This window comes from Bacillus sp. FJAT-27225 (assembly GCF_001685025.1).
In the GTDB taxonomy this organism is placed as follows: domain Bacteria; phylum Bacillota; class Bacilli; order Bacillales; family Cytobacillaceae; genus Bacillus_D.
This window is the reverse complement of the sequence record NZ_MAYU01000021.1, coordinates 846,746-871,578: the sequence shown is the minus strand read 5'-3', so window position 1 is coordinate 871,578 and position 24,833 is coordinate 846,746. Positions and strand designations below refer to the sequence as shown.

Sequence of the window (24,833 nt, the reverse complement as noted above, 5' to 3'; positions counted from 1 at the left end):
AAAGCAAAACAACTGAATCGGGGACGATATATAAACTTTTTAGGATAGTCTAACCTATTTCTTATTCCGACTAACGGGTGCGTTGATCCAGGAAGGATTAACCGCCTTTTTGTTGAATTCCTAATTGAGCTAAAGGGGCAGTTTAGTGAAAGAAGGAAGTAGGAAATTTCTGTTGATTTTTAAAGGAGACATTCAATAAAAATGGGAGAATCTCATGTCAATTAATATTGAAAAAGAACAAAAAGTGATTTGTGAAAAATATGGTGCTGAATTTTTCGCTGCAGCAGACAAATTGAAATTAGGAATTTCCAAGAACGTAAAAGAAGGTGTAATTCCTATTAACGGTCTTCGTCTATATCCAGAAGAAGGAACTTCCGGCTGGTTCATATGGGCAGGTGAGGAATTTTCCGAAGACCCTGATTTTTTTGTTCCTCTTCACATTGAACATATTGATGAATGGGTACCAAATATTAAAAAATATTTAGGTTTGGCACCTGGCTGGCGATTTTTAATTGCCGATGATTATGAAGATGTTTGGTTTGATAAAGAGATTCTCGACGATTTTTGATTGAAAGTTGCAAACGGGTGCGTTGATCAAGGCGGGATTTTTATTGAAATCTTTATTGAACAAACGGGGCAGGCTAATTAAAGAAGGATGTTTGTTTGTTCGTTTTGACACAAACTCTGAAGTAAAGATGTTTCATTTTTTCTTTTTGCTTTTAGCGGCGAAAATTGCGATAAAAGTACCTGACAAAACAGTAATCCATAAAATCAACTCCATTTTTTTCAGCTCCAATCGTTAGTTTAATATATATATGTCAGAGAACGATGAAAGATTCATAAAAGGTAAAGTACGAGTAAAATGTACAAGTAAGCGTGAAGACGTTTATTAAGCTGTCAAACAAAGTGAAATCTTTTTTATTTGATAAACATGGCAGCAGCACTGTAATAAAATAAAGTTTGTGAAGAAATGTATTTAAACTAAAGGGTGCGTTAATCCAGGAAGGATTAACGCCTTTTTTGGCGAAGTTCTTATTGTGCTAACGTGGCAGAATAGTTCAACAAATGAATGGGCTGCTTAGGTAAAATATCATTACGCTCTACGCTAAAGATGCAGAGTGAATTTTATAGCTAATATGTTATAATTAAATAATATACTGAAGTATTGAAATATTGTGATAGATCGGACAGTGAATATTATGTCAAAATTTGCAGCTAATACTAACCAAAAAAATATAAGCTATTCTGATACTGAAAATTGTGGAGACCCTATTATTTTTCTCCATGGATTAGGAAATAATAAATTCTTTTATGAAATAACAATTAATTCTATGAGGGATTCAGTTTATCGTTGTATATCAATAGATTATCAGAATCATGGTTCATCATCAGATCAAGAAAACCATTCATTTAATCATTATTGTTCAGATATTCTGGACTTAATGGTTCATCTTAAAATAGCAAAAGCATGGTTTGTGACTAGTTCATTGTCTTGTTGGTTAATTCAAGAATTTTCCAGAAAACATCCTGAAATGATAAAAGGAATCATCTTTCTCGATGGAGGTTACTATAACCACCGTGATTTACCGAATCTATCAACAGCTCCTATTACCTCTAAGCCATTCAGTAATTACGAGTCATTAATGGAATTTATCAATGCCGATCTTATAAAGTTAAAAAATCAAGGAATCTACCTTGAAAAAGAACTAGAAAATTTTATAAGGATAGCATTAGAATCATGCTATGTGAATGATGATGGAATATATAGACATCGAACATCAGATGATGTCTTAAATGCCATAATCAGGGATTTAATTGATTTTGAAATAAATCTGGAAGTCTTTAATCAGTATCCCACTATGCTCATACTGTCAGACCAAAATTATTTACCTGAAGAAGTACAACTGTTTTTTAATGGGGAGCTGAAAAAATTAAAAGACAAAGTTAAACGGATAGTTAAAATTAAGAAAAGTGATCATTTATTAATGTTAACTAATCCGAACGAATTGAGGGATCTAGTTATAGGTTTTTTAGAAGATATAGATAATCTAACGGGTGCGTTTCTTAAATAAGGGGTTTTTTACAATACTGATTAAGGGGTAAATAAAAGGTGGGAGATAAGCATTGTTTTGAATTTTAACAGAACGGAGGGACAGCGTATCTTGTCTCAGTCATACTTCAGCTGTGTCAGACAGTGCTTGTCCCAGAGTCTTGAAACGTACTTGTATTAACGAATATAATCTTCCTTATCAATATCACTAGCTTCCTTTTTAACATAGTATTTACCGTTTGTATATTTTGCAAGAAAAACGGAAAGTATTGCAGCCAGTATAGAAGCGAAGAATGCAGCGGTACTTTTCAGGAATCCTCCCATAAATCCTATTGCGGCTATTGTTCCTAAACCACTTGCAATGATTAAGGCTGCAACTCCAACCGGATTCCATTTATACAGATTTTCTTGTCGATATTCATAATAACCAGGGCCTATTTTCATGATCTTTTTAATAACAATGGCATCTACTACCAAGATCGTAGCCCATGTCATTAAGAAGACCCCTTGGAAGGTCAATAATAATTCTAAATGGTCTGTAATCCTGCCAAGCATAAGAGCAATGGCAGATACTCCTGTAACAACTACCCAGAAATGTCTGCCGGGTGTATATTTAACCACATTTTCAAAAAAGGTGGATAAAGATAAAGAACCACTATAAATATTTGTCACGTTAATTCGGATTTGCGTTAACATTGTAAATAAAGCTCCCCAAACTCCAAGAAGTAATACAATATAAACCCCAGGATTTGCCTCACCTAAACGAACACCGAACCAAATTCCTAAACCACCCATAACACCGAAACAGAAAATTTGCGGGACAAATCCAATCGCGAACATCCCAAGTTTCGTATCTTTTGGTTTTAAAAAGCGTGCATAGTCAGACGCCAATAGTGGTGTTAATCCCATAATTCCATGTTGCATACCAATACAGGATAATAGGGCTGTTCCGCCAACTTGTAATCCATCCGGCATATAGGTCCAAAAAGTCCCTCCGTAAACAGAAGGTGTGAGGAAAGCCATCGTGATCGCTGCAATTAAAAAAATAAAAAATAATGGCAATGACCATTTTTGCAGTTTGTCTAATTGTTTAATTCCAAACCAGTTTAGGGGGATGACCAATGTTCCAAAGATTAGAATCCATATCCACTCCGGAATAGCTGGTAAAAACGCATGTACTGCTGCAACTAGGATCATTCCCTCAAGTGCACAATACATAATAAAATTTGTTGCATAGATCAATGAAGTTAAAGATGCACCGATATACCCGAATCCGCCACCTCTGGACATTAAGTTTACGTTCATTCCCGACTTAGCGGATAGGTACGCGATAATTGTACCTAAAATACCGGCAACAACGATTGCATAAGCAGCAGAAATAATCGCATTCATTGCCCCAAATCGTAGAGCCATGACACTGCCCATTTGAATGTAAAATATAGCAGTAGCAATACCAAACGTAATATTTGTTATACTAAGCCATCCCATCTTTCTTTTACTACGAGGTACACTACCTAATGAGTAATCATCACCTGTTGATTGCACTGTAGTATTTTGAACAGAAAAATTCGATGCTTCCGCCTTGTGTGGTAACCAGGATATAATAAAAGATCCAATTCGAATAAACCCTGCCATATACTCACCCCTTTTCATTAATCTTTTCTAAAAGGGGGGGATTATTCATAGGAACGGGGGCGAAGGTATCTCGTCTCACTACTACATTAGTTAACCGGAATTATGAGAAAAAAGGATTTACGCAATTATTGGCGAATAAAAATAATGATGGACACCATGGAACATTAACATATTCTTTAATGACTAAAATCTTTTTGGAGGTATGTTCATGAAAAAAGTGTTGATTATTACAGGTGATGCAGTAGAGGCTCTGGAAGTGTTTTATCCTTATTATCGTTGCTTGGAAGAAGGATTTGAAACGACAATCGCTTCACCCTCTGTCAAAAAGCTTTATACAGTGAGTCATGATTTTATAGAAGGAACAGAAACATATGTAGAAAAACCGGCATACGGTCTAGATTCTCATTTAGCTTTTGCGGATGTGAATCCTTCAGAATACGATGGATTAATTATACCTGGAGGACGGGCCCCTGAGTATATCAGACTGGATGAATCAGTTCCTGCCATTGTTCGCCATTTCTTTGAAGAGAATAAGCCTGTTGGGGCGATCTGTCATGCAGCGCAGGTGCTTTCCGTTGTGCCGGATTTGATGAAAGGGAAAGAATATACCGCCTATATTGCCTGCAAACCGGATGTTGTTGCCTGTGGCGCCACCTATATAGATGAGCATCTGCATGTCCATGAGAACCTTGTTTCCGGACATGCGTGGCCTGATCTTCCAGGATTTATGCGGGAGTTCATTCGTTTGTTAAACAACAGATAATTCTTTTTCAAGGTTTCACTATTTATGAGCCGGTAGTGACATAAATACAAAAAGGAGGTGCACGTGGCCAAAGCCAGCAGGGCACCTTCCTTTTTGTATGCTTTACTTGCGAGCCAACGGTTCTTGCATATTGAAACAGCCCAAGCAGCTTCACACATCGCAGTTTTTATATGTGGGTTCCCTTTGGTTGTCCTGGTACTCTTCCTTTTTCCGGCGCTTTCGTGATTTCCAGGAGATACACCTGCCCAACAAGCTTAGTGTTTCGAGGTTGGAAATTGGCCAATGTCCACTCTATTTCTGCGATTATGATAGCCGCAGTATCCTTCTTAATGCCTGGAATAGTTAAAAGGAGTTCCTGAAAAATATACTTAAAGTAACGGGTGCGCGGTCCAGGAAGGATTAGCCACCCTTTTTGAATTTCTTTAATAAATAAACGGGGTATATAGTGTAATAATTCTGGAGGCCTATAGGCAAAGAAAAATTAATTGAGTACTTAATTGATGAAAACATTGAGGCCAGAAATGATCTGTATAAAATTAGTTTCTTACCGAGCTTCTCTTGAACCATTTTACTCCATTTCCTGATGGCTCTTTATATAAATGATTTTATAATCATTTTTTAATAATTCTCTAACTATCTATTAGTTTTTGGATAGTACATTACATAGTAATACATATATATTTGGAGGATTTGTTAATGAGAGTTGTAATTGTACCGTCAGGATTCAAGGAATGTCTAGATGCTGAGGAAGTAGCTTTAGCCATGGCACGAGGAGTAAAGAATTTTCAACCGTCTTTTGATTTAGAAGTGATTCCGATGATTGATGGCGGAGAAGGCTTTGCAAAAACGATCATTAACATAAAAGGTGGAGAATTAATGTATAAAAAGGTGATAGGGCCGGTCGGCAAGAAGATCAAGAGTCATTTTGGTATTTTTGTGGAAAATGGTAAACGTACTGCTGTCATTGAAATGGCAGCGGTAGCTGGATTAAAGCTAGTACCTCGTAATCAAAGGAACCCTTTAAAAACAACAACCTATGGTGTGGGAGAATTAATCCTCGCTGCGCTTGATGTAGGGGTTGACAATATTTTAATCGGTTGTGGGGATTCTGGTACATCGGATGGCGGAGCAGGAATGGCGCAAGCTTTAGGAGTTCATTTCTTGGATAAGAAACAACAATTCGTCGATATCAAGGGTGGAGAAGATTTATTGAAGGTGAATTCTATCGTGACGACTCATATAGATAGACGGTTACAGGACGTTTCTATTAATGTTGCATGTAACTGGAAGAATATTTTATGTGGGGAAGAAGGCGTTGCACGTGTATTTGGACCTCAAAAAGGAGCGACTCCAAAACAAGTTGATCGATTATCATTCGCGTTAGAACACTATGCGTCTTTAATTCAAGGAGCATTGGGGATCGATGTTCGTTCGTTGCCGGGCAGTGGAGCATCTGGTGGATTAGGTGCAGGACTCATTGCGTTTGCAGGAGCCATATTACATCCACGATTCGATATTATTATGGATTATATAAATATTGAAGAAAAAATTTCAACAGCGGATATTGTGTTCACTGCAGAAGGCAGTTTGGATTTTCAAACCCCAAATGGAAAAATTCCTGCGGAGGTTGGACGAATTGCAAAGAAATATGATATTCCGGTAATTGCCATTACTGGAACAATCGGTAAAGGAGCAGATTTAAACTATCAGGCAGGAATTGATGCCTATAGCAGTATCATTCCAAAACCAACATCTTTGGAGAATGCAATAAAAAAAGCACCGAAGTGGATTGAAGAAAGTACGGAGTCAGTATTACGAAAAGTTTCGATTGGTTGGGAAATGGCACAAAGAAAGAATCTTAAAGAAAGCGTTTATCAAAAATGATAACAAGAATAGAGAAACAAACTGAAAAGAATAACAGATTCATACAGTGGATCAATCAATTATCGACAAGGTCATTAGTGATTGTCAGCTTACATGTCCTAATTTTAGTCTTTATCGTAATGATTGATGGTCTGGACTATGAAGCAAAGATATCCTTGTTTGCCTTTTTATCAGCAATGACGTTATGGATTACCACTAAAATACCGGCTGGATTTGTGGCTATTTCACTTATTATGTTTATTATCATAATGGGTGCAGAAAACCCTAGTTTGTTATATGATTCGTTATCTGAAGAAGTTGTATGGTTAATGTTGGGCTCTTTTATTGTGGGTGAAGCTGTTAAGCAGTCCCAGTTAGCAGAACGATTAACCGGATTTATATTGAGAAAGTGTCATAAAAAAAGTAATGTGCTCCTTGGGATAAGTTCGATATTATTTGCATCCGTATTTTTCATTCCTTCCACCTCAGGCCGGGCTGCATTATCAATTCCAATCATTCAACAGCTAAGTGTGAAATTTTCAACTAAAGAACAAAAAGTGTTGGCTATTTTAGCTCCTGTTATCATCTTAATGAGTACATCAGCCACATTAATAGGAGCAGGTTCTCATTTAATAGGAATTGGTTTACTTGAAAGCACGGTTGATCAAACCATTTCATTTAGCAGATGGTTTATTTTAGGGGTGCCATTTGCCCTAGTAATTTCACTAATATCATTGATTATAATAAAATGGATCTTGTGGCCAAAAAATGAATTGGGGAAAACAGAAAACGTACAAATGGAAGAAGGAATGATGGTAAAACGGCCGATTAGTAGAAAAGAAAAAAAGATCATCATTTTGATGGCATTGTTAATTGTGGGTTGGACGACTGAAAGGATACATGGCTATGATATCGCATTTATTACGATGATCGGTGCAATACTAGTTATGACACCGAATTATGGAATGATTAGTTGGAAACAAGGTGTAAAGTCTGTATCTTGGAACTTAATTCTATTTGTTGCTGCAGCAACGGCACTTGGAAAGGTGTTAGTGGATACAGGTGCAGTGAAATGGATCGAAACAAAGATGATTCATGTTCTATATTTGTTTATAGGTGCACCAGAATGGCTGCTTGTATTGATCATCCTGTTGTTAACCGTTTCAAGCCATTTGTATATTACATCACATACAACACGAGCCATCGTTTTTATCCCAAGTTTAATATTATTTAGTGAAACGATAGGGGTTAACCCTTTGACGGTTGTTTTTTTAAGTTTAATAGGTATGAACTATTGTGTGACCGTTCCTGTCAGTTCGAAAGCATTACTCCTCTTTTATGAGGAAGGTGAAATTTCATATGATGCTAGTAATCTATTAAAAATAAGCGCCATACTCATGCCTCTTTACATATTGATCATGATGTTATTCTACTTCACTTATTGGAAATGGGCGGGGTTACAGTTATAAGTTAAGTGGGATTTTCTTCAGCCCCCCACTGATTGTTAGTTGAACCAAACGGGCTTTTACTGGGAGTAGCCCCACTTTTCCTTTTTATTTTTTACCAAAGTCTTGAAGTAGGGGTCTTACTGCAAGGTAATGCAGGATAAATCTGGAGGTGAAAGAATGGATAGTCACATATTAATTATTGAAGACGATGAGGGAATTGCGCGAGTGATTCAACTGGAATTAGAACATGCAGGTTATCAAATAAGTATTGCGTATACGGGTAAAGAAGGGCTATCCATTTTGGAGAAAGAAGAAATTGATTTAGTTCTTTTAGATGTGATGATACCTGAATTAAATGGAATGGAAGTGTTAAGGCGAATTCGTCGTGAGAATAACGAGATAGTGATTATTATGCTGACGGCACGTGATTCCGTTTACGATAAAGTAAGCGGATTAGATTTAGGTGCGAATGATTATATGACCAAACCATTTGAAATCGAGGAATTGCTCGCGCGGATCCGCTCTAATCTTCGGTTTAAGCCTAACCGTGAAAAAAAGGATGATTCTAGTGTTTACCATATTCACTCCATTTCGATTCATACAAATACGAGAGAAGTGTTTAAAAACGGCTGTATGGTAATTTTGACACCGCGGGAGTATGATCTCCTGCTTTATTTAGTTAAGAACAAAAATCGTGCACTTGAGCGTGAGCAGATTTTAAATGAAGTATGGGGAATGGATTATTATGGTGATCCACATGCTGTAGATGTATATATTCGATACTTGAGAAAAAAATTAACTGACACGAAGGACGAACCATTTATTCAAACCGTTCGCGGTGTCGGCTATATGATTAAGGATGAATGATGAGATTACGAACACACATTCAAATTTCGATGGCTGTTGTATTAATGGTACTCATTATGTCTAATATATCGATATATTTTATTTTCAAAAATTCCGTTATTACTTCTGAAATGAATCGATTAACCTATAAAACTGTTAATACCCTTAAAGAACTTAATACCCATTCCAATTTATCGATGGAACAAGTGTTGCAGGCCTATTTAATAAGTAATGGAATGATTCGTGTTGTAAATAGTAGCCACGATCCTATTATTCAAGTGTCAACGAACAATGACTATTTTAATATACCTAGTAAATATGATGATGATCAATTTGAGGAAGTAGTCCAATATAAAGATTCCATGTATGTGGTTGTTTCCATCCCAACAATTAATGAGAACGGAGCAATTGTAAATTTGCAAATTGTTGAGAATGTCAATGCTCTATTTGGCAACATTAATGAGTTAAAATGGGTGTTTTTATATACAACCTTGATTGTCATTATTATTTTTTCTTTAACCAGCAGGTTTTTAGGGCGCATGATTTTGTTTCCAATTAAACGTCTGACACAAACGATGAATTTAATTGAAAAAGATGGATCATTTGAAAAGATATTGATTACGAATGATACGAAAGACGAATTATCAGAAATGGCCATGACATTTAATCGAATGATTACAAGGTTACAAAAAAGTTATATAAAACAGGAACAGTTTGTCTCAGATGCTTCTCACGAACTGAAGACACCTTTAACGGTAATTGATAGTTATGTGAAAATATTAAAAAGTTGGGGGAAAGAACGCCCTGATATATTAGAAGAAGCCATTGCAACCATTGGGGCTGAATCAAGCCGTATGAAATATTTAACGGAGCAATTGCTGCTATTAGCAAAATCTGAAGAATGTATTGAAAATGAAAAATCCAAAGTTAACATTGTACCAATTGTCGAGAAGACGATTCGTCGATTACAGCAAGCTTTTAAGCATGAGATTTATTTAAAAAATAATCAGCGAGAGATCCATTTGTATATACATGAACCCAGTTTTGTTCAAGTACTTGTTATTTTGTTAGATAATGCAAAAAAATATAGTGATGATGATATTAAGGTAGAGTTAAAAGAACGGGAAGAAAGTGTGTGCATTATGGTGATGGATAAAGGGATAGGAATACCATTTGAGGCCCAGGCACATGTTTTTGACCGATTATATCGGGTTGATAAAACAAGAAGCCGAAAAACAGGAGGGTCAGGTTTAGGACTATCAATTGGAAAGCGAATAGTGGAACAACACAAAGGCCATATCACCCTTGAAAGTGTTGAAGGTTGTGGGTCCACTTTTACAGTCGAATTTCCAAAAAACGGGGGTGTGCTAAGATGAAATTAAAAGTTTGTCTTATTGCCTTTATCATATTAGGCTTATCCTATTCATTGTTTTTCATTTTTATTAAAGATAATCCTACGACGATTTCACAAAAAGAAGCTGAAGAAATCGTTTCTAATTTTTATGGAGGAAAGGTAGTAAAGGCAAAGCAAGATCAAGAGAGTGGCAACTATCAACTGATGTTTGAAAATAAAAAAGGGGTTTATAAAGTTTCAGTTGATAGTGAAACGAAGAAAATCAGTAATATACGACTTGTGGAAAAAAAAGAAGAATTGGTTACTTTAGATGAAGCCAAAAAAAATATAGAGAAACAATTAGGTACCCAGGTTAATCAAATGAAAGAAATGAAAAAAGAAGGGCAATCTTTCGTAGAAGCAACGGTTGAGAAAGATAACAAGCATTATCGTATTGAATATGATTTGAAAGAGAAAACCATTGTATCTAATACCGAAATAAAGGGTAATGAAAGCAAACCACTCAATATATCAGAACAGAAAGCAAAAGATATTGCATTACAACAAATTCACGGCAAAGTCACAGATTTATCCCTTGTAAATAATCAAAATGGAAAGCACTATAAAGTGACAGTAGATGATTATTCAGAGGGTGCCTATGTATATGTTCAAGCGAATACAGGGAAAGTATCATCCATTTCATGGTATTCGGAACAACCAGACGATGCTGATGATGACAGCATAGTTGTAGATGATGACGATGGCGATGATGAAAGTAGTGACTAAGTAAGAATTTATTTGTACTTAAATGCATGTTCCTGTAAAGTCCATCATTTAAATAATCTTTCGGTGAGATGCAAAATACATAGAAACCTCCTAAAGTACAATTAGTTAGTTGTAAATTCAAATTAACAATTTGGTAAAAAAGAGGATGTCCCAAAAGTTAGGCTTTGGGACATCCTCTTATTAGTGTTTAGAAGAGATTGTAAAGTTCCTCAATTATAAGAATACTGAGTTTGTGTTTGTATGTAGGCTTCCAGTTCTGTTATTGCCTTAGAGACCACATCTGCAGTCATTTCCCCAGGCATGACATGGATGGATTCTCCGGGAGCAACTGCCTTTTCAGCAACAGTGGAGATAGTTTCTTCATTTATTTGGTGAACTCCTAAATCCGACAGCGACAGGGGCAATTGGAGTTTTTGATAAAAGGCGATAAGGTCCTTGATTTCTTCCCACTTATTTTCTAAAACAAGCTGAACCAGAATGCCATAAGCTACCTTTTCTCCATGCAAGGCTTGATGGGTTTCTTTAAGAACCGTCAGCGCGTTATGAATAGAATGGGCTCCAGCTACTCTTCCATAATGGTCGCCAAATCCACCCACCATTCCGGCAAGCATGATGATGGCTTCGGTCACCTTGATGAAATCATCATTGAGCACTCTGCTTTTTGCTGCTTGTATAGCTCCTTCGGAATGCTGCAGCAATACATCTTTGCAGCGCTTAGCTGTGTAGTAGCAAATTTCAAGAGGAACCGATTTGTTTTTGATACCTGCCAGTTGAACATCCGCTTCATACCATTTGGCAAGGGTATCAGCAATGCCGGCGACCAGCATGTTAACCGGTGCATGAAGTAAAATTTTCGGTTCTACCAGGACAAGACTTGGACCGACAGGGTAGACATCGAAGCGAATAAACGTACCTTTATCGTCATAGACGACGCTGACAGGAGTCCACGGTGAACAATTGGATGGAAGGGTAGGAATCAGGACAGCCTGTGTATGGGTGACATGGCTGACTGACTTTGCGAGATCCAATACTTTTCCGCCGCCAACACCAATCACAGCATCGAAGTGCCCGTCTCTTACAACCGTTGCAATGGCGTTGATTTCAGATAAAGAGTTTTCGCCATGATACTGGTATTCTTTATACTCAACTTTTGTGAGTTGTGGCCAGAACGGGGTGGCTGCCTGCCACGATTTTTCGCCATGGACAATCAGTACTTTTTTGAAACCGCGCTCCACTAGTTTTGCTTCAAGCTCGTCCAAAATTCCTTCCTGTAAAATATATTCGCTTGGTGCTCCGTGTACAGATATCGTTTCCATTGCAGATTCTCCTTTTTTAAAAATCTGGATAGTAATGAAGCTGACCCCATAAAAGGTCAGCCACATTACACTATTATTTCATCCATTCAGGCTTTCCAAATCCTTTGAATTCTTCATCAATCACTTTTTCAAATTCATCTGATTCGACTACTTCTTTAATATCCTTAGCGAGTTGGGAATCAGCATTATCAGTTTTGACTGCAACAATATTGCGGTATGGATCGAGCATATTTTCCAATGCCAGTGCACTGAGTAAATCCATTTTTGCAGCTAAAGCGAAGTTTCCAGGAACTGCAGACAAATCGGCACTTTCAACCGCACGAGGGAGCTGGCCTGCTTCAATTGGCTGGAACTTCAAGTTTTTCTTGTTTTCTGTAATATCTTTTTCAGATACTTTTAGCGGATCTGCATCTTCGCTAACTTGAATCAATCCTTCATCTTGAAGAGTATTGAAGGCGCGGGCAGCATTAGTCGGATCATTCGGAACCGCAACTGTAGCACCGTCTTTTACTTCATCCAATGACTTATACGTATTGGAGTAAATGCCCATAGGAGCAGTTGGAACAGAGATTAAAGCCGTCAGATCCATGTTGTTTTCTTTTGCAAAGTTTTCAAGATAAATGGTGTGTTGGAATAGGTTTGCATCAATGTCCCCGCTATCAAGCGCATTATTCGGTTGAATATAGTCACTGAATTCTACCAATTCCACTTTATATCCTTTTTCCTCCAGCCCTGGTTTGATTGCTTTTGTTACCATATCGCTGTATGGGCCAGCTGTTGCACCGAATTTAACTTCTTTTGTTTCCCCTGATTTGCCACTATCTTCGCTCGCGTTGTCTGATCCGCAAGCAGCAAGAGCCGCTACTGTTAAAAGTAAAATAAAACTAACTAGCCATTTTTTCATGATGTGAACCTGCTTTCATATATAGTATTTTAGTTGAAACCTTGTTTATCTTTTATTAACAGCTTTGGAGATGAAATCGCCAAGAAGCTGGACCACTTGAACCAAAACAATCAAGATGACGACAGTTGCGATCATGATTGTATTGTCGTAGCGGTAATATCCAAAGCGAATAGCCAAATCCCCAATCCCGCCGCCGCCTACTGTCCCGGCCATGGCAGAAAAGCCAATCAAACTAATGATGGTGAGCGTAATCCCTGAGATAATTCCTGACTTTGCTTCCAATAAAAGAACATCTTTTATGATCATCCATGGTGTAGCCCCGGCTGCAATAGCAGCTTCAATCACACCTTTATCAATCTCGCGAAGTGCGTTTTCGACAATCCGGGCAAAAAAGGGAATCGCTGCTACTGACAAGGAAACACTGGCAGCAGTTGGCCCGATCGTTGTCCCGACTATAGCTTTTGTCAGGGGAATCAAGGCAACTAACAGGATGATAAAAGGAATCGAACGAATCATATTTACGACAAACCCCAGTATGTTCTGGATGACTCGATTTTCCATAAATAAACCTTTGTCGGTTATATATAAAATAATTCCAACCGGCAAGCCAATGACAACAGCTACAAATAACGAGATGGCAATCATGTAAATCGTTTGGAAAAACGCCTTATTGATATCAGGAATCAGCTCAATTAAATGTTGGAGATCAAAGCCCATCTCGCAGCACCTCCACATGGGATGTACGATTTTTAATAAATTGAATCGCCTCGTTTATTTCCTCGTTTTGGCCGCTGAGTTCCATCACAAAGACACCTAGCGGGGCGCCTCCGATATATTCAATCGACCCATGAAGGAAATTTCCTTTGACGTTAAATGTCTTTAGCGTATCGGAAATGACGCCTTCACCAGCGACATCACCTTTAAAGGTTACCTTTACAATCGTTCCTTTGCATTTTTGTAAAATAGCTTCAGGAACATCGTAGGAAACAACGCTAGAGATAAATTCCTTGGCAAGGTCTGTTTGCGGATTGGAGAAGACGTCATAGACAGTGCCTTTCTCGATGATTTTCCCGTCTTGCATAATCGCCATTCGATCGCAAATTTCCTTGACGACATTCATCTCATGGGTAATCAACACAATCGTGATATTCAGTTCCTCGTTGATTTTTTTTAATAGGCTAAGAATCGAACGGGTTGTTGTTGGATCCAATGCCGAAGTGGCCTCATCGCAGAGGAGAACACTTGGATTATTGGCCAATGCCCTTGCTATGCCGACCCGCTGCTTTTGCCCACCGCTTAACTGTGCAGGATACACATCGCGTTTATCTGAGAGTCCAACCATCTCAAGCAATTCTTCCACTCGGGAGGGAATGAGCTTAGCTGGCGTATTGGCTGCCCTTAAGGAAAACGTAATATTCTCATAGACTGTTTTCTGGCTGATTAAATAGAAATGCTGAAATATCATCCCTATTTTCAGACGTGCTTGGCGAAGTTGTTCACCGTTTAACGAGGTTAAATTTATCCCGTCTACCGTGATTTCCCCGGAAGAAGGGCGCTCCAATAAATTGATGCAGCGAAGCAGTGAGCTTTTCCCAGCCCCGGAATAACCGACAATTCCATAGATTTCGCCCTCTTCAACAGTAAGGGACACATCATCGACACCTTTAACAGGTCCGCTTTTTGTTTGATATGTTTTTGATAAATTACGAATAGTAATCATACAAGCTTCTCTCCAATTAAGTGAAACGAGGCGGTTTTAGTGAATCAGTGAACATGGTGGAACCGATGACTGTTCGAGCCCGGCCTTATTTCTATTTTTCTTAAAAAATCACTCTGAGTATGAAAATAAATAAGCGGAGAAATTCCCCTAATGTAAATAAAGACAGCTTATGAAGCTAGTATTAGCGGACAAATTCCTCTTATCTGCTCTTAATACAACTCAAATTCAATGGTTTGAATCATATAACCGGAAAAACTCCCCTTATTTTTAGGGGAATATGGTTATTTCCCAATATAGCCGGAATTTCTCCGTTTAGTTTTCAGCCAGCACATTTAGTAATAACAGACCCTAAAAATAAAAAATGCCTCTTTCAAACTGAAAGAAGCATCGAAAAACTATATTCGACTTATCTTCCAGAATGAAAATCATTCTGAAGGAATTAGCACCTTCCCTTTTAAGGAGGTTGCCGGACGTCATCGGGCCTGTCCCTCGGTCACTCTTGATAAGTATAACTATTCAATTATTAAAGCATATATGAATATTACAAATGTTATTATTATTTGTCAATAATATAGTTTCAAATTTTGTTTTCGTAATTTTGAATACCTTATTTTTATTTAAGTGGAACTTAAACTTTTTGAGGATTTCCGCTCCAGGAGCTTCGCTTTCCGTGGGCGGGGAGCCTCCTCGGCGCTTTAAGCGCCTGTGGGGTCTCCCACTGTCCCTTTTCTCCCACCAGGACGTTGAAATAACTTCCCTGAAAAGCATCGCAGGAGAAAATGCGTCTTTTGCATTTTCGAACGAGTCTTCGCCCCTTCGGCTACAATCAAATAAGTGAAACTATTAATTTCACTTATTTAGCATATAAATCCGCTCTGCGGTCTTGAAAAACAGGAATCGCGTTTCGGACACGATCGACTTCTTTCAAATCTAAATCGGCATAATAGATTCCTTCTTCTGTTTGTCGGCTGAGGAGCAGTTCTCCCCATGGTGCAATCACCATTGAATGCCCATTAAATTCATTGTTAGGATTCGATCCCACATTATTGACAGCCACGATGAAGCACTGGTTTTCAATAGCGCGCGCCTGGAGCAGGATTTGCCAATGATCAATTCGTTTTGAAGGCCATTCAGCTGGGACGAACATAATTTTTGCACCTTTCAGGACATGCGCTAGAATCCATTCCGGGAAACGGATATCATAGCAGATCACGCCGCCGCAGGTGATTCCATCCAATTCAAACGTATTCATCTTTTGGCCTGCCTTCATAAAATGATGTTCATCCATCAGTTTAAAAAGATGAGCTTTATCATAGTCAGCCACGATTTCTCCATTTCGATTGGCAACATACATCGTATTATAAAAACTGCCGTCCCGTTTGGTTGCAACCGATCCGCCAACAATGTTCACATTGAATTTCAATGCAAGTTCACTTAGCAAATTCTGTGTTCTCTGCCCGTTTTCATCAGCTAGTTGATCCAGTCGTTCCAATGCGTACCCAGTATTCCACATCTCAGGAAAAACGATGGTATCCGCCTTTTCTGAGGCTGCTTTTTTTATATAGTTCTCAACACTGGTAAAGTTCTGTTCAATATCTCCAAATTGGATATTCATTTGCACACAAGCAATCTTCATTTTTATCCCTCGCTAGACAAGTTTATATTAAAGTTATAGAATTTCTAGTAAATTCGCAATATTTATGTTTATAAAATAGTGTAAGAAATGAGGATACCCATGCAATATTCACAGAGATTGAAGAAGTTACCGCAGCAATTTTTTGCTTCCCTTGTCAATAAAGTCAACAAAGCAGTAGCTGAGGGAAGGGATGTTATCAACTTGGGGCAGGGAAATCCTGATCAGCCCACGCCTGCCAATATCGTAAAAGCACTGCAGGTGGCTGCAGAAGATCCGAAAACCCATAAATATTCGCCTTTCCGCGGCATTCCGGAATTAAAGGAAGCTGCAGTAGAGTTTTACAAAAAACAATACGGCGTCAAACTGGACCCTGAAACAGAAGTGGCGATTTTATTTGGAACGAAAGCGGGATTAGTAGAATTGCCCCTGTGTTTATTAAATGACGGAGACACGATGCTATTACCAGATCCGGGTTATCCGGATTATTTATCAGGTGTTGCCCTTGCCAATGTCGAATATGAAACGTTCCCCTTAAAAGCGGAGAATGGTTTTTTGCCAGATTATGAGGCGTTCACCGCGGAACAAAAGGAAAAAGGAAAGTTAATGTACTTGAACTATCCAAACAACCCAACTGGTGCAACTGCAGATCATGCCTTCTTTGAAGAAACAGTCCGGTTTGCAAAGGAAAATCAGATCGCAGTTGTACATGATTTTGCCTACGGCGCAATTGGCTACAATGGGAAAAAACCGGTTAGTTTCCTTGAAGTAGAGGGAGCGAAGGATGTTGGCATTGAGATGTACACCCTGTCAAAAACATACAATATGGCAGGCTGGCGCGTTGGATTTGCAGTTGGAAATGCAGAAATCATTGAAGCAATCAATCTCATCCAGGATCATTTATATTGCAGCCTTTTTCCTGCTGTCCAAAAAGCGGCAGTGGAAGCATTGACGGGAGATCAAACATCCGTCGACGAGCTTGTTGACCGCTATGAAAGTCGCCGTGATACATTCATCGCCGCTTGCCGGGAAATAGGGTGGGACGTCGAAGCGCCCCAAGGTTCCTTTTTTGCCTGGCTTCCAGTGCCCGAAGGATTCACCAGCGAAGAATTTGCTGATTTACTACTGGAAAAAGCCGACGTAGCAGTCGCAGCAGGAAACGGCTTTGGTGAGCATGGCGACGGATATGTCCGCGTTGGCCTGCTCGTTGATGAGGAGCGGCTTATTGAGGCAGTACATAGAATTGAAAAGCTGGATCTGTTTTAATACAATATGAACGAAAGGCACGAAGAGTAGTTCTTCGTGCCTTTACATAGTAAGGTTCCGCTTTGATTGATTTTAATATCAAATACGCTATCCTCGACTGTGATTGTAGCTTAAGTTCTATTTTTTCGCATACAAAAAGCACGGTAAATACGGTGTAAATTGAACTGCATTTTACTTGACAGCATTTAGCTATACATTCACTTTTTGCGATATGTAACGGAACCGGAACCTGTTATGTAAAACGCTGCTTCTTTGCGGATAGTTTAGAACTATTTAATTTCTTGTAGCGAAATGATTTTATGTTTTAATTCTGAATTCCTGTCTAAAATACCTATGACAATTTTATTATCTTCGGTGATCGTTATGTACCTGAAATAAAATTCATCAGAAATCAAAAAATCGGTCTCATTCGTCGTTTTTTCCATTTTGGCAAATGCATCTTCAGTGTATTCTAGGTGAAAAATATCGTTCTCCTTCTCCTTCTCCAATCCTTTGCTTAAGCCCCCAACCCAGGTATACAGAAAATCTTTCAGTGTGATTTGTTCAATCACCGATAATTGTTTCTTGAATTTTAACTTATCTACTGTAATGCTTTTCATCTTCCGTCACTCCTTACAAGTATTTAGTGTATACAATGAAGGTTTCAACTTGGATGCTTTTATTTAACAAACAGTTTACAGTTTGGTTACTAACCTAGTATCGAACCATTCAACATTACTATTCTAGGCGTTAAAATGTAAGTTTGTGAGAACTATCTGTGCGGAGATAAAGGAAAAGCAAGGAAATTAGGATACTATCAAGTGCCACTTCTTTTTATTTGAATTGATTCCAAGGGGAATGGGGCAGCTAGTAAAGGCATGAAGTTGATAAACAGACAAATTAGCAGAGTATTGTTTTGTCTTTTTTATTGCTAACAAGGTTTAAGTTGAAATTCGATAAAAAGTAACAGAGAATTAGCAAATATAATAATGTCGGACAAAAGCTATTGTCCTTGCTGATTAGAGTGCTATGTCTATGTCAATGTGGGGTGCTAATCTTGATTAAGATGATTAAACAGATTGATGATGAGGTTTTGTATTGGGAAGTTTGGCAAGATGGAAAAACGCTTGTAATTCATTACGGTACTGTTGGAGATACTGGCGAGACTAAGGAACAGAAATTATCACTATTTCAAAAGGCAGAAAAGTTGATGGACGAATTAGCAGAAGAAAAAGCTGATGAGGGGTACGATTATCTGGATGAAGATGAACTATTCGAGCTTGTTGTTCAATACAGCTATGAAGAAGGCCAGATGGAAGCAACTCTTGAAAAACGACATCACGTTGAGGATTTAATGAATGAATGTTTAGGTTGGACAGGCAACGGTTCTTGTGATGGCGGAGATATAGGTAGTGGTACAGTTAATATAGTAAACTATGTTGTAAATATTGAGAGGGCAACACAAACAATCATAGAAGAATTAAAGAACAACAACCTGCTTGAAGGACTAAAAATAGCTTATTTAAACCCTGAAGACGAGGAATATATCGCTTTGTATCCAGAAGGAGCCGATTTTGACCTAATGTAAAAGAGCATTGACATATCTCGATGCTCTTTTTTCTGCTAGTTACTGTGTTATTTATATTGCTAAAACAGATGATTTAAGCGATATAAATATACTTTCCCGTCGAAAAGAGGACCCGTTAGAATTATACGGCAACTCCCTTTTTAAAAAATTTGCATAGCTTATAGCCAAATTTCTTAAGCATAAAAAGGGTATCTTTCCTGTTTTATAGAATTATATAGTTTACTGAAAGGGAGGAATGTGGCTATGGCGAAAGAGGACAAGGCAACTGAAACGAGACGGTATACGCTTGAACAGTTTTATGGTTCGGAATCGATTGCAGGGAATTTTATTTCCTATGATGGAAAAAAGATATTGTTTTCAGGGGATAAGACAGGCATCTATAATGCGTATTCGGTTTCGACTGAAGACGGAACACGGACACAGCTTTCCCATTCCGAAGAAGATGCAGTTCTAGTTGCGTCCTTTTTTCCGGAAGATGACCGCTTTTTATTTTTAAGCGACAAAGGCGGGAATGAAATCTTACATATCTATGTGCAAAATAAAAACGGGGGAACGGTGGACCTGACTCCAGGGGAGCAGGAGCGGGCACAGTTTTACCATTGGAGCAAGGATGGAGAGAGCTTCTTTTACGGCTCCAATAAACGAAATCCGGCGTTTATGGATGTGTACGAAATGGATAGTGCCACCTTTGAATCAACCTGCATTTTTACAAATGATGAAGGGTATGAGTTCGGGTCGGTTTCTCCGGACAAACGCTATATTTCATTAGGGAAGATAACAAATACAAATGATGCGAATGTATACATTTATGACCGCGAAAAAGAGAATTTCATCCATGTCACCCCACATGATGGGGATGTTCAGAACTCTCCTCGATCATTTAGCGCGAATTCTGAAAGCCTCTATTATGTAACAGATGAAAATGATGAGTTCCTTTATTTGAAAAAATATCATATTGAATCTGGAGTTGCAGAGGAAGTTGTCAAGGAAAGGTGGGACATCACGTTCGCCCGCATTTCCGAACAGGGAACCTATCTCACCTATGGCGTGAATCAGGATGCCAGCACAGTTGTAAAGGTTCTGAATGTAAACAGCGGCCAGTACCTGGAGCTACCCGAACTCGAGGGCGGGCAAATCATTAATTTGAAGTTTTCGGCCGATGAGAAACTGATTTCCTTTTTGTATAACAGCCCGACTTCTCCAACCAATTTATATACGTATACACTCGAAACAGGTGCAATGAAAAAGCTGACAGAGACCCTTAACCCCGAAATCAGCCAGGCTGATTTAGCGGGTGCAAAGGTGATCCGATATCCTTCCTTTGACGGGTTGGAGATTCCTTCAATTTATTACAAACCAAATGTAAAAGCTGGTGAGAAAGCCCCTGCACTAGTCTATGTTCATGGTGGTCCTGGCGGGCAGTCGACAACCGATTATAACCCGCTATTCCAGTATCTTGCCAATCATGGCTATGCTGTGCTCGCCGTCAATAACCGCGGCAGTTCGGGATACGGAAAAACATTTTTCAGTGCGGCTGACCTGAAACATGGGGAAATCGACCTGGAGGATTGCATCCAGGCAAAAACCTTCTTGCAGGAACAAGAAGAAATCGATGGCGAAAAAATCGGCATCATCGGAGGAAGCTACGGCGGATTCATGGTTCTCGCCGCCCTGGCATTCAGGCCAGACGAGTTTAAAGTTGGTGTAGACATTTTTGGTGTATCCAACTGGGAACGTACACTAAAAAGCATTCCAGCCTGGTGGGAAAGCTTCCGCGATGCCCTTTATAAAAAAATGGGGGATCCGTATACCCAAACAGACTACATCCGGAGCATCTCACCGTTGTTCCATGCCGACAAGATCAACAAGCCGCTCATTGTCCTTCAGGGAGCCAATGACCCGCGTGTCCTCCAAGTGGAATCGGACGAAATCGTTCAAGCCCTCCAAAAGAACAATGTACCTGTAGAGTATATCGTTTTCCCGGATGAGGGACACGGCTTCATGAAAAAAGAAAACCGGATTAAAGGATACGGGGCAGTACTCGAGTTTCTGAATACCTATTTAAAATAAGACTTTGTTAAAGGGTCAACTTAATAGTTTTCTACAACACTCCGCATATGAATTTTGACCAATGGGATAAATGGGAGGGATAGAAAATGGATGTTAGGACATTTTTGTTACAGCAATGGGCAAGCTGCTTAGATAAAGAAGACTGGTTTCCACCGCTTGAAAAGGTGCTAAAGGATGTTACCTTTGAACTGGCAGTTTGGAAGCCAGTTGAGGGAGGAATGCATTCCATCTGGGAACTGGTATGTCATTTGCTTTTCTATGAAAAGCGATTTCTGATGAGATTTCTTGGCGAGACAGAGAATGAACCACAGGCAGACAATAATGATTCCACCTTTCGGATACCAACAGAGACGTTAGAAAATTGGGAGAAAACAAAACAAGAATACTCTTATGTTCATCGTGAACTTGGGAAAATACTAGCAAAATCAGAACATGAAGATTTGTATAGACAGGTCCCGGGAGAAGATCATTCATTAGTGCTTGAGCTAAAGAGTTTAGCAATGCACGATGCATATCATATTGGGCAAATTGTAATGCTAAGTAAATTGCAAGGAGCTTGGCCAGAAAAACGCAGCTTTTAAAACTTCATTCTCTTTACTGTTAATTCATTAAAAGGAAGCTTTAATGGAATAAGAACGGGAACGTCCAAATCGGGTGTTCCCATTTTTTATACTTGAAAACAACAGTATTATTAGCAACACCTAAATCAATTCATTGACGCTACGTAAACTATGGACAATTTTGGGATGTGAAACAATCAATCTCAGTGGAAACCCATGGTCACGCCTCTATGAATTACATCTTAGCGCCTCCGCACCCCTTAGTTGTCATTCATCGCCTTTATGAATGACATCTTAGCAACTCCGCACCTCTTAGTTGTCATTCATCACCTTTATGAATGACAACTTGGCACCTCTGTACCCTGAGTTGTCATTCAACTATCACTTGTATTGTTTTGTTCCATATGGGTAGCGTTGTTGGCTGGTAAAAAAGGTTTAAAGTCGTTTATTATTCCACCACTGCATCAACGGAATCAAATTAGAGTTGACCACTCGGAATAATATGTTTAAACTGAAAGTGTAAACATTCTCTAAATCAAAAACTATTACTTATCCAGAGAGGTGGAGGGACTGGCCCGAAGAAACCTCAGCAGCAGTTTAAACACTGTGCTAAATCCTGCAAGCCCTGTGCTTGGAAGATAAGTTGAGGCATAACTATATCAATCCCCCCTCTTCTTATCGTCTTAAATGGATTCCATTTTAAACTGAAGAAAAGGAGGATTTTTTAAATGGAGAAATTAACAAGTACGGCGGACGACAAGAGAAATTTGTTAATTACAAAACTGATAGGATTGGACAAATATAAAAGAAACGAAAAACAACTATACGAATTAACGTTGTGCGAATTAGAATACGAGTACTTTAAATCGCAATATTGCGATCATCCCCACGGTGGACATGGATCAATAAGGTGGAAGAATTTTTGACTCTAGATGTCTGAGAGGTACAAGGCTGGGCTGATGAAATAACCAATAATTAATAGTGAGGTTATTAAGTGGTTAGTGTGAATTTACTAACCACTTTTGCTATAAAAAGAAAGAAACATTTCCCTTTATGTGTTACTATCTACTTTGCAAAAACCTGGGATGGGGCATGAGGGGGAGACAAGAATGATAAAGAAACGAATACAATCATATTTAAGTGATACGGTCGTTTCAATTTTAATTATGTTGATGTTCGGATATTGCGGGTATGTGGCAATTGAATTTATTTTACAGTTTGTGCAAGCAGTAGGGGGGGACGGAGCAGCAAATGTAGTTGAGGCTATATTGATGCTACTATTAAGAATCGTATTAATTGGGATTGCTGTCCTTACAATGATAGGCACAAGTCTGAGTTTTGGTCAGAGTACCGGCAAATGGAAACGCGGATTGAAGACGGAAGGACCAAGAAATCGGTTGATAGCAAAATGGGTAATACGGTATGGAATAGTTCCACTTTTCGTGATATGGGAAGCCCCACTCATGACCATGATCTATACATGGGCCGTTTATCTCGTTTATACATTAATAGATTTCATTTTGCTGCTGAGTATAGGGGAAACCTTAACTGACCGATTGTTAGGGACGAAGGTAGTTGAAGAACCGGAGAAACCTAAAAGGAAGAGAAAGAAAAGGAATACGAATAAAAAGGAGACAGAGATAACTGGAAGTAAAGAGGATGAAGGAAAAACACCTGATCATACAGCCGCAGAGCTTCCTTAAATGCTATGGTGAAACATATATAAAGGCTATTTTCTTATAGCAATAGCATAACTGGCGTAAAACCCACTCTCTTCGGCGATGAAGGGGGTGGGTATTTTTATGAACAGCATTTGTTCGGGCTGGGCGGTCCAACAAGGCAAGCAATGCTTATGATTTAAAAAATACTTATCATTACTCTCCATATAAGAAATGTAAAGACGATGGATAGGCCAGATATAACCGTCTTTTTACCAATTTTAGACGATTTCTCATTGTCAGCGGCAAAAGTGATTCCTGCTAGAATTGCTCCAATAAATATCAGCACAATAAAAATGGTGAAAATGTCCTTATATTTGCCAATATCTAAGGTACCATCAGGTTCTTGTACAGAAAAAGCCCATATAAAAAAACTAGGGATTATAAGAACCGTATAAATTCCTGTAATATATGATAATAACTTTTTGTTCAGGGTTTTCCTCTCCTTCTTATGTTTGTCCCAATGCCATTATGCAAAAAATATAAGGCTAACGAAATTCCTTTTTACATCCATTAAGTTAAACTCATTAAAACTCTCCACAATAGAAAACCAAAACCAATTGTTAAACCTGCGATAACAGTCTTTTTATTCACTGTTTTTGATTTATCCCTAACTCCCGCAAAACTAATACCGGCTAAGATGACCCCTAGTAATAGAAGTCCAGCAAATGACCATAATGTTCCTCTATGTTCACTAGGATAGATTAGACCATTTGCATCTTGAGCAGTAAACCCCCAGAACACGATTGAACCCAAAACTAAAAGTATATAAATACTTGTCAATAAAGATAAATAGTTCTTTTTCAGATGAATCATCTCCAAAAATAATTAGTTCAGATAGCTATGTTTAATAAAAATTCATGAGTGTTCTCCAAACAAGAAATGTGAATCCTATAAATAAGCCTGAAATAATTGTCCTTTTCCCAATCTTAGCTGTTTCCTCCTTTAATGCGGCAAAAGAGATTCCGGCTAAAATCACTCCAAAAAACCCCAGAATTATGTATAGTAGCAAAATATCTATATATTTCATGACATCTAAAGTACCATCAGGTTCTTGTACGGAAAATGCCCAAATAAAAAAACTAGCGATCACAAGAACTACATAAATAACTGAAATGCTTGTAAATACCTTTTTGTTCAGTATGTTCATCTCCTTCAAAGTTTGTCAATAAGCCATTCAAGTATCGTTTCTATCGTTAGAAAGGAAGCACATTAATCAAAAAGATATTTCCCTATAATAAATCTTCCCTCCTTTTTTAAATACGGTCAAATAAAATATAAGTTTCATTAAAAAGCTATCTGGCCTTAAGTCAAAAAGAAATAATTAGTCAGCCCGTTACAAGATAGGACCAATG

22 protein-coding genes, 1 pseudogene and 2 riboswitches are annotated in these 24,833 nt (G+C 38.4%); of the genes and pseudogenes, 14 read left to right on the top strand and 9 right to left on the bottom strand.

Annotation, left to right across the window (positions count from 1 at the left end; all coding sequences use genetic code 11):
- Positions 1–214 precede the first annotated feature (214 nt).
- Both A8F94_RS15985 and A8F94_RS15975 read left to right on the top strand, forming a co-directional pair.
- Entirely contained in the window at positions 215–568 is a 354-nt protein-coding gene (locus tag A8F94_RS15985) for an immunity protein Imm33 domain-containing protein (RefSeq protein WP_066202386.1), read from the top strand.
- A 631-nt stretch (positions 569–1,199) separates the two neighbouring features.
- Positions 1,200–2,072: an alpha/beta fold hydrolase gene (locus A8F94_RS15975; RefSeq protein ID WP_066202382.1), complete on the top strand. Its 873-nt coding sequence runs from the start codon at positions 1,200–1,202 to the stop codon at positions 2,070–2,072.
- 155 nt (positions 2,073–2,227) lie between these two features.
- On the opposite strand, the gene A8F94_RS15970 is transcribed toward A8F94_RS15975, so the two are convergent.
- Positions 2,228–3,685 (bottom strand): purine-cytosine permease family protein, encoded by a 1,458-nt coding sequence (locus A8F94_RS15970; RefSeq protein ID WP_139070105.1) that lies wholly within the window; start codon positions 3,683–3,685, stop codon positions 2,228–2,230.
- 208 nt (positions 3,686–3,893) lie between these two features.
- On the opposite strand from A8F94_RS15970, the gene A8F94_RS15965 reads away from it, so the two are divergent.
- Positions 3,894–4,448 (top strand): DJ-1/PfpI family protein, encoded by a 555-nt coding sequence (locus A8F94_RS15965; RefSeq protein WP_066202381.1) that lies wholly within the window; start codon positions 3,894–3,896, stop codon positions 4,446–4,448.
- Here the strand turns inward: A8F94_RS15965 and A8F94_RS26670 are convergent.
- Positions 4,340–4,642, bottom strand: a pseudogene (locus tag A8F94_RS26670) (hypothetical protein); the annotation flags it as partial. The gene A8F94_RS15965 and the pseudogene A8F94_RS26670 overlap by 109 nt on opposite strands.
- A gap of 502 nt (positions 4,643–5,144) precedes the next feature.
- On the opposite strand from A8F94_RS26670, the gene A8F94_RS15960 reads away from it, so the two are divergent.
- The 5 genes from A8F94_RS15960 to A8F94_RS15940 all read left to right on the top strand — a co-directional run bounded on the left by A8F94_RS15960 (position 5,145) and on the right by A8F94_RS15940 (position 10,724).
- Complete coding sequence (locus A8F94_RS15960; RefSeq protein WP_066202379.1) at positions 5,145–6,332, top strand: glycerate kinase family protein; 1,188 nt, start codon at positions 5,145–5,147, stop codon at positions 6,330–6,332.
- Complete coding sequence (locus A8F94_RS15955) at positions 6,329–7,780, top strand: SLC13 family permease (RefSeq protein ID WP_077247751.1); 1,452 nt, start codon at positions 6,329–6,331, stop codon at positions 7,778–7,780. The genes A8F94_RS15960 and A8F94_RS15955 overlap by 4 nt, the downstream gene beginning before the upstream one ends.
- Positions 7,781–7,936: 156 nt before the next feature.
- Positions 7,937–8,626 (top strand): response regulator transcription factor, encoded by a 690-nt coding sequence (locus A8F94_RS15950; protein ID WP_066202378.1) that lies wholly within the window; start codon positions 7,937–7,939, stop codon positions 8,624–8,626.
- On the top strand, positions 8,626–9,981 hold the full coding sequence (locus tag A8F94_RS15945) for a HAMP domain-containing sensor histidine kinase (RefSeq protein WP_066202376.1): 1,356 nt from the start codon (positions 8,626–8,628) through the stop codon (positions 9,979–9,981). The genes A8F94_RS15950 and A8F94_RS15945 overlap by 1 nt, the downstream gene beginning before the upstream one ends.
- The gene (locus A8F94_RS15940) at positions 9,978–10,724 is read left to right on the top strand and encodes a PepSY domain-containing protein (RefSeq protein WP_066202373.1); all 747 of its coding nucleotides are present in this window, start codon (positions 9,978–9,980) and stop codon (positions 10,722–10,724) included. The genes A8F94_RS15945 and A8F94_RS15940 overlap by 4 nt, the downstream gene beginning before the upstream one ends.
- A gap of 209 nt (positions 10,725–10,933) precedes the next feature.
- Here the strand turns inward: A8F94_RS15940 and A8F94_RS15935 are convergent, their stop codons facing one another.
- From A8F94_RS15935 to A8F94_RS15915, 5 genes are all read right to left on the bottom strand, one after another.
- The gene (locus tag A8F94_RS15935) at positions 10,934–12,040 is read right to left on the bottom strand and encodes an iron-containing alcohol dehydrogenase family protein (RefSeq protein ID WP_066202489.1); all 1,107 of its coding nucleotides are present in this window, start codon (positions 12,038–12,040) and stop codon (positions 10,934–10,936) included.
- A 73-nt stretch (positions 12,041–12,113) separates the two neighbouring features.
- The gene (locus A8F94_RS15930) at positions 12,114–12,944 is read right to left on the bottom strand and encodes a MetQ/NlpA family ABC transporter substrate-binding protein (protein ID WP_066202371.1); all 831 of its coding nucleotides are present in this window, start codon (positions 12,942–12,944) and stop codon (positions 12,114–12,116) included.
- A gap of 45 nt (positions 12,945–12,989) precedes the next feature.
- A complete protein-coding gene (locus tag A8F94_RS15925) occupies positions 12,990–13,661 on the bottom strand; it encodes a methionine ABC transporter permease (RefSeq protein WP_066202369.1) in 672 nt (223 codons plus the stop codon).
- Positions 13,651–14,664: a methionine ABC transporter ATP-binding protein gene (locus A8F94_RS15920; protein ID WP_066202368.1), complete on the bottom strand. Its 1,014-nt coding sequence runs from the start codon at positions 14,662–14,664 to the stop codon at positions 13,651–13,653. Before A8F94_RS15920 ends, A8F94_RS15925 begins: the two co-directional genes overlap by 11 nt.
- A gap of 403 nt (positions 14,665–15,067) precedes the next feature.
- A riboswitch (SAM riboswitch) is annotated at positions 15,068–15,173 on the bottom strand.
- Positions 15,174–15,517: 344 nt separating this feature from the next.
- On the bottom strand, positions 15,518–16,300 hold the full coding sequence (locus A8F94_RS15915; RefSeq protein WP_066202367.1) for a carbon-nitrogen family hydrolase: 783 nt from the start codon (positions 16,298–16,300) through the stop codon (positions 15,518–15,520).
- Positions 16,301–16,399: 99 nt separating this feature from the next.
- Between A8F94_RS15915 and A8F94_RS15910 the strand changes: the two genes are divergently transcribed.
- Positions 16,400–17,563 carry a pyridoxal phosphate-dependent aminotransferase gene (locus A8F94_RS15910; protein ID WP_066202366.1) on the top strand — a complete coding sequence of 388 codons (1,164 nt, stop codon included), beginning with the start codon at positions 16,400–16,402 and terminating at the stop codon, positions 17,561–17,563.
- A gap of 269 nt (positions 17,564–17,832) precedes the next feature.
- On the opposite strand, the gene A8F94_RS15905 is transcribed toward A8F94_RS15910, so the two are convergent.
- Positions 17,833–18,162 carry a hypothetical protein gene (locus A8F94_RS15905; protein ID WP_066202364.1) on the bottom strand — a complete coding sequence of 110 codons (330 nt, stop codon included), beginning with the start codon at positions 18,160–18,162 and terminating at the stop codon, positions 17,833–17,835.
- Positions 18,163–18,599: 437 nt separating this feature from the next.
- Here A8F94_RS15905 and A8F94_RS15900 point away from each other — a divergent pair, with 437 nt between their 5' ends.
- The 5 genes from A8F94_RS15900 (at position 18,600) to A8F94_RS15880 (ending at position 23,463) form a co-directional block, all read left to right on the top strand.
- Positions 18,600–19,130, top strand: a complete 531-nt coding sequence (locus A8F94_RS15900; protein ID WP_066202362.1) for a WGR domain-containing protein — start codon at positions 18,600–18,602, stop codon at positions 19,128–19,130.
- A 243-nt stretch (positions 19,131–19,373) separates the two neighbouring features.
- A complete protein-coding gene (locus A8F94_RS15895; RefSeq protein WP_066202360.1) occupies positions 19,374–21,200 on the top strand; it encodes a S9 family peptidase in 1,827 nt (608 codons plus the stop codon).
- An 86-nt stretch (positions 21,201–21,286) separates the two neighbouring features.
- Positions 21,287–21,781 carry a DinB family protein gene (locus A8F94_RS15890; RefSeq protein WP_066202358.1) on the top strand — a complete coding sequence of 165 codons (495 nt, stop codon included), beginning with the start codon at positions 21,287–21,289 and terminating at the stop codon, positions 21,779–21,781.
- A gap of 525 nt (positions 21,782–22,306) precedes the next feature.
- Positions 22,307–22,405: riboswitch (SAM riboswitch) on the top strand.
- An 83-nt stretch (positions 22,406–22,488) separates the two neighbouring features.
- On the top strand, positions 22,489–22,686 hold the full coding sequence (locus tag A8F94_RS26395; RefSeq protein WP_066202353.1) for a Fur-regulated basic protein FbpA: 198 nt from the start codon (positions 22,489–22,491) through the stop codon (positions 22,684–22,686).
- 183 nt (positions 22,687–22,869) lie between these two features.
- The gene (locus A8F94_RS15880; RefSeq protein WP_066202351.1) at positions 22,870–23,463 is read left to right on the top strand and encodes a hypothetical protein; all 594 of its coding nucleotides are present in this window, start codon (positions 22,870–22,872) and stop codon (positions 23,461–23,463) included.
- Between the two features lie 528 nt (positions 23,464–23,991).
- On the opposite strand, the gene A8F94_RS15875 is transcribed toward A8F94_RS15880, so the two are convergent.
- Entirely contained in the window at positions 23,992–24,300 is a 309-nt protein-coding gene (locus tag A8F94_RS15875; protein WP_139070104.1) for a hypothetical protein, read from the bottom strand.
- Between the last annotated feature and the right edge of the window lie 533 nt (positions 24,301–24,833).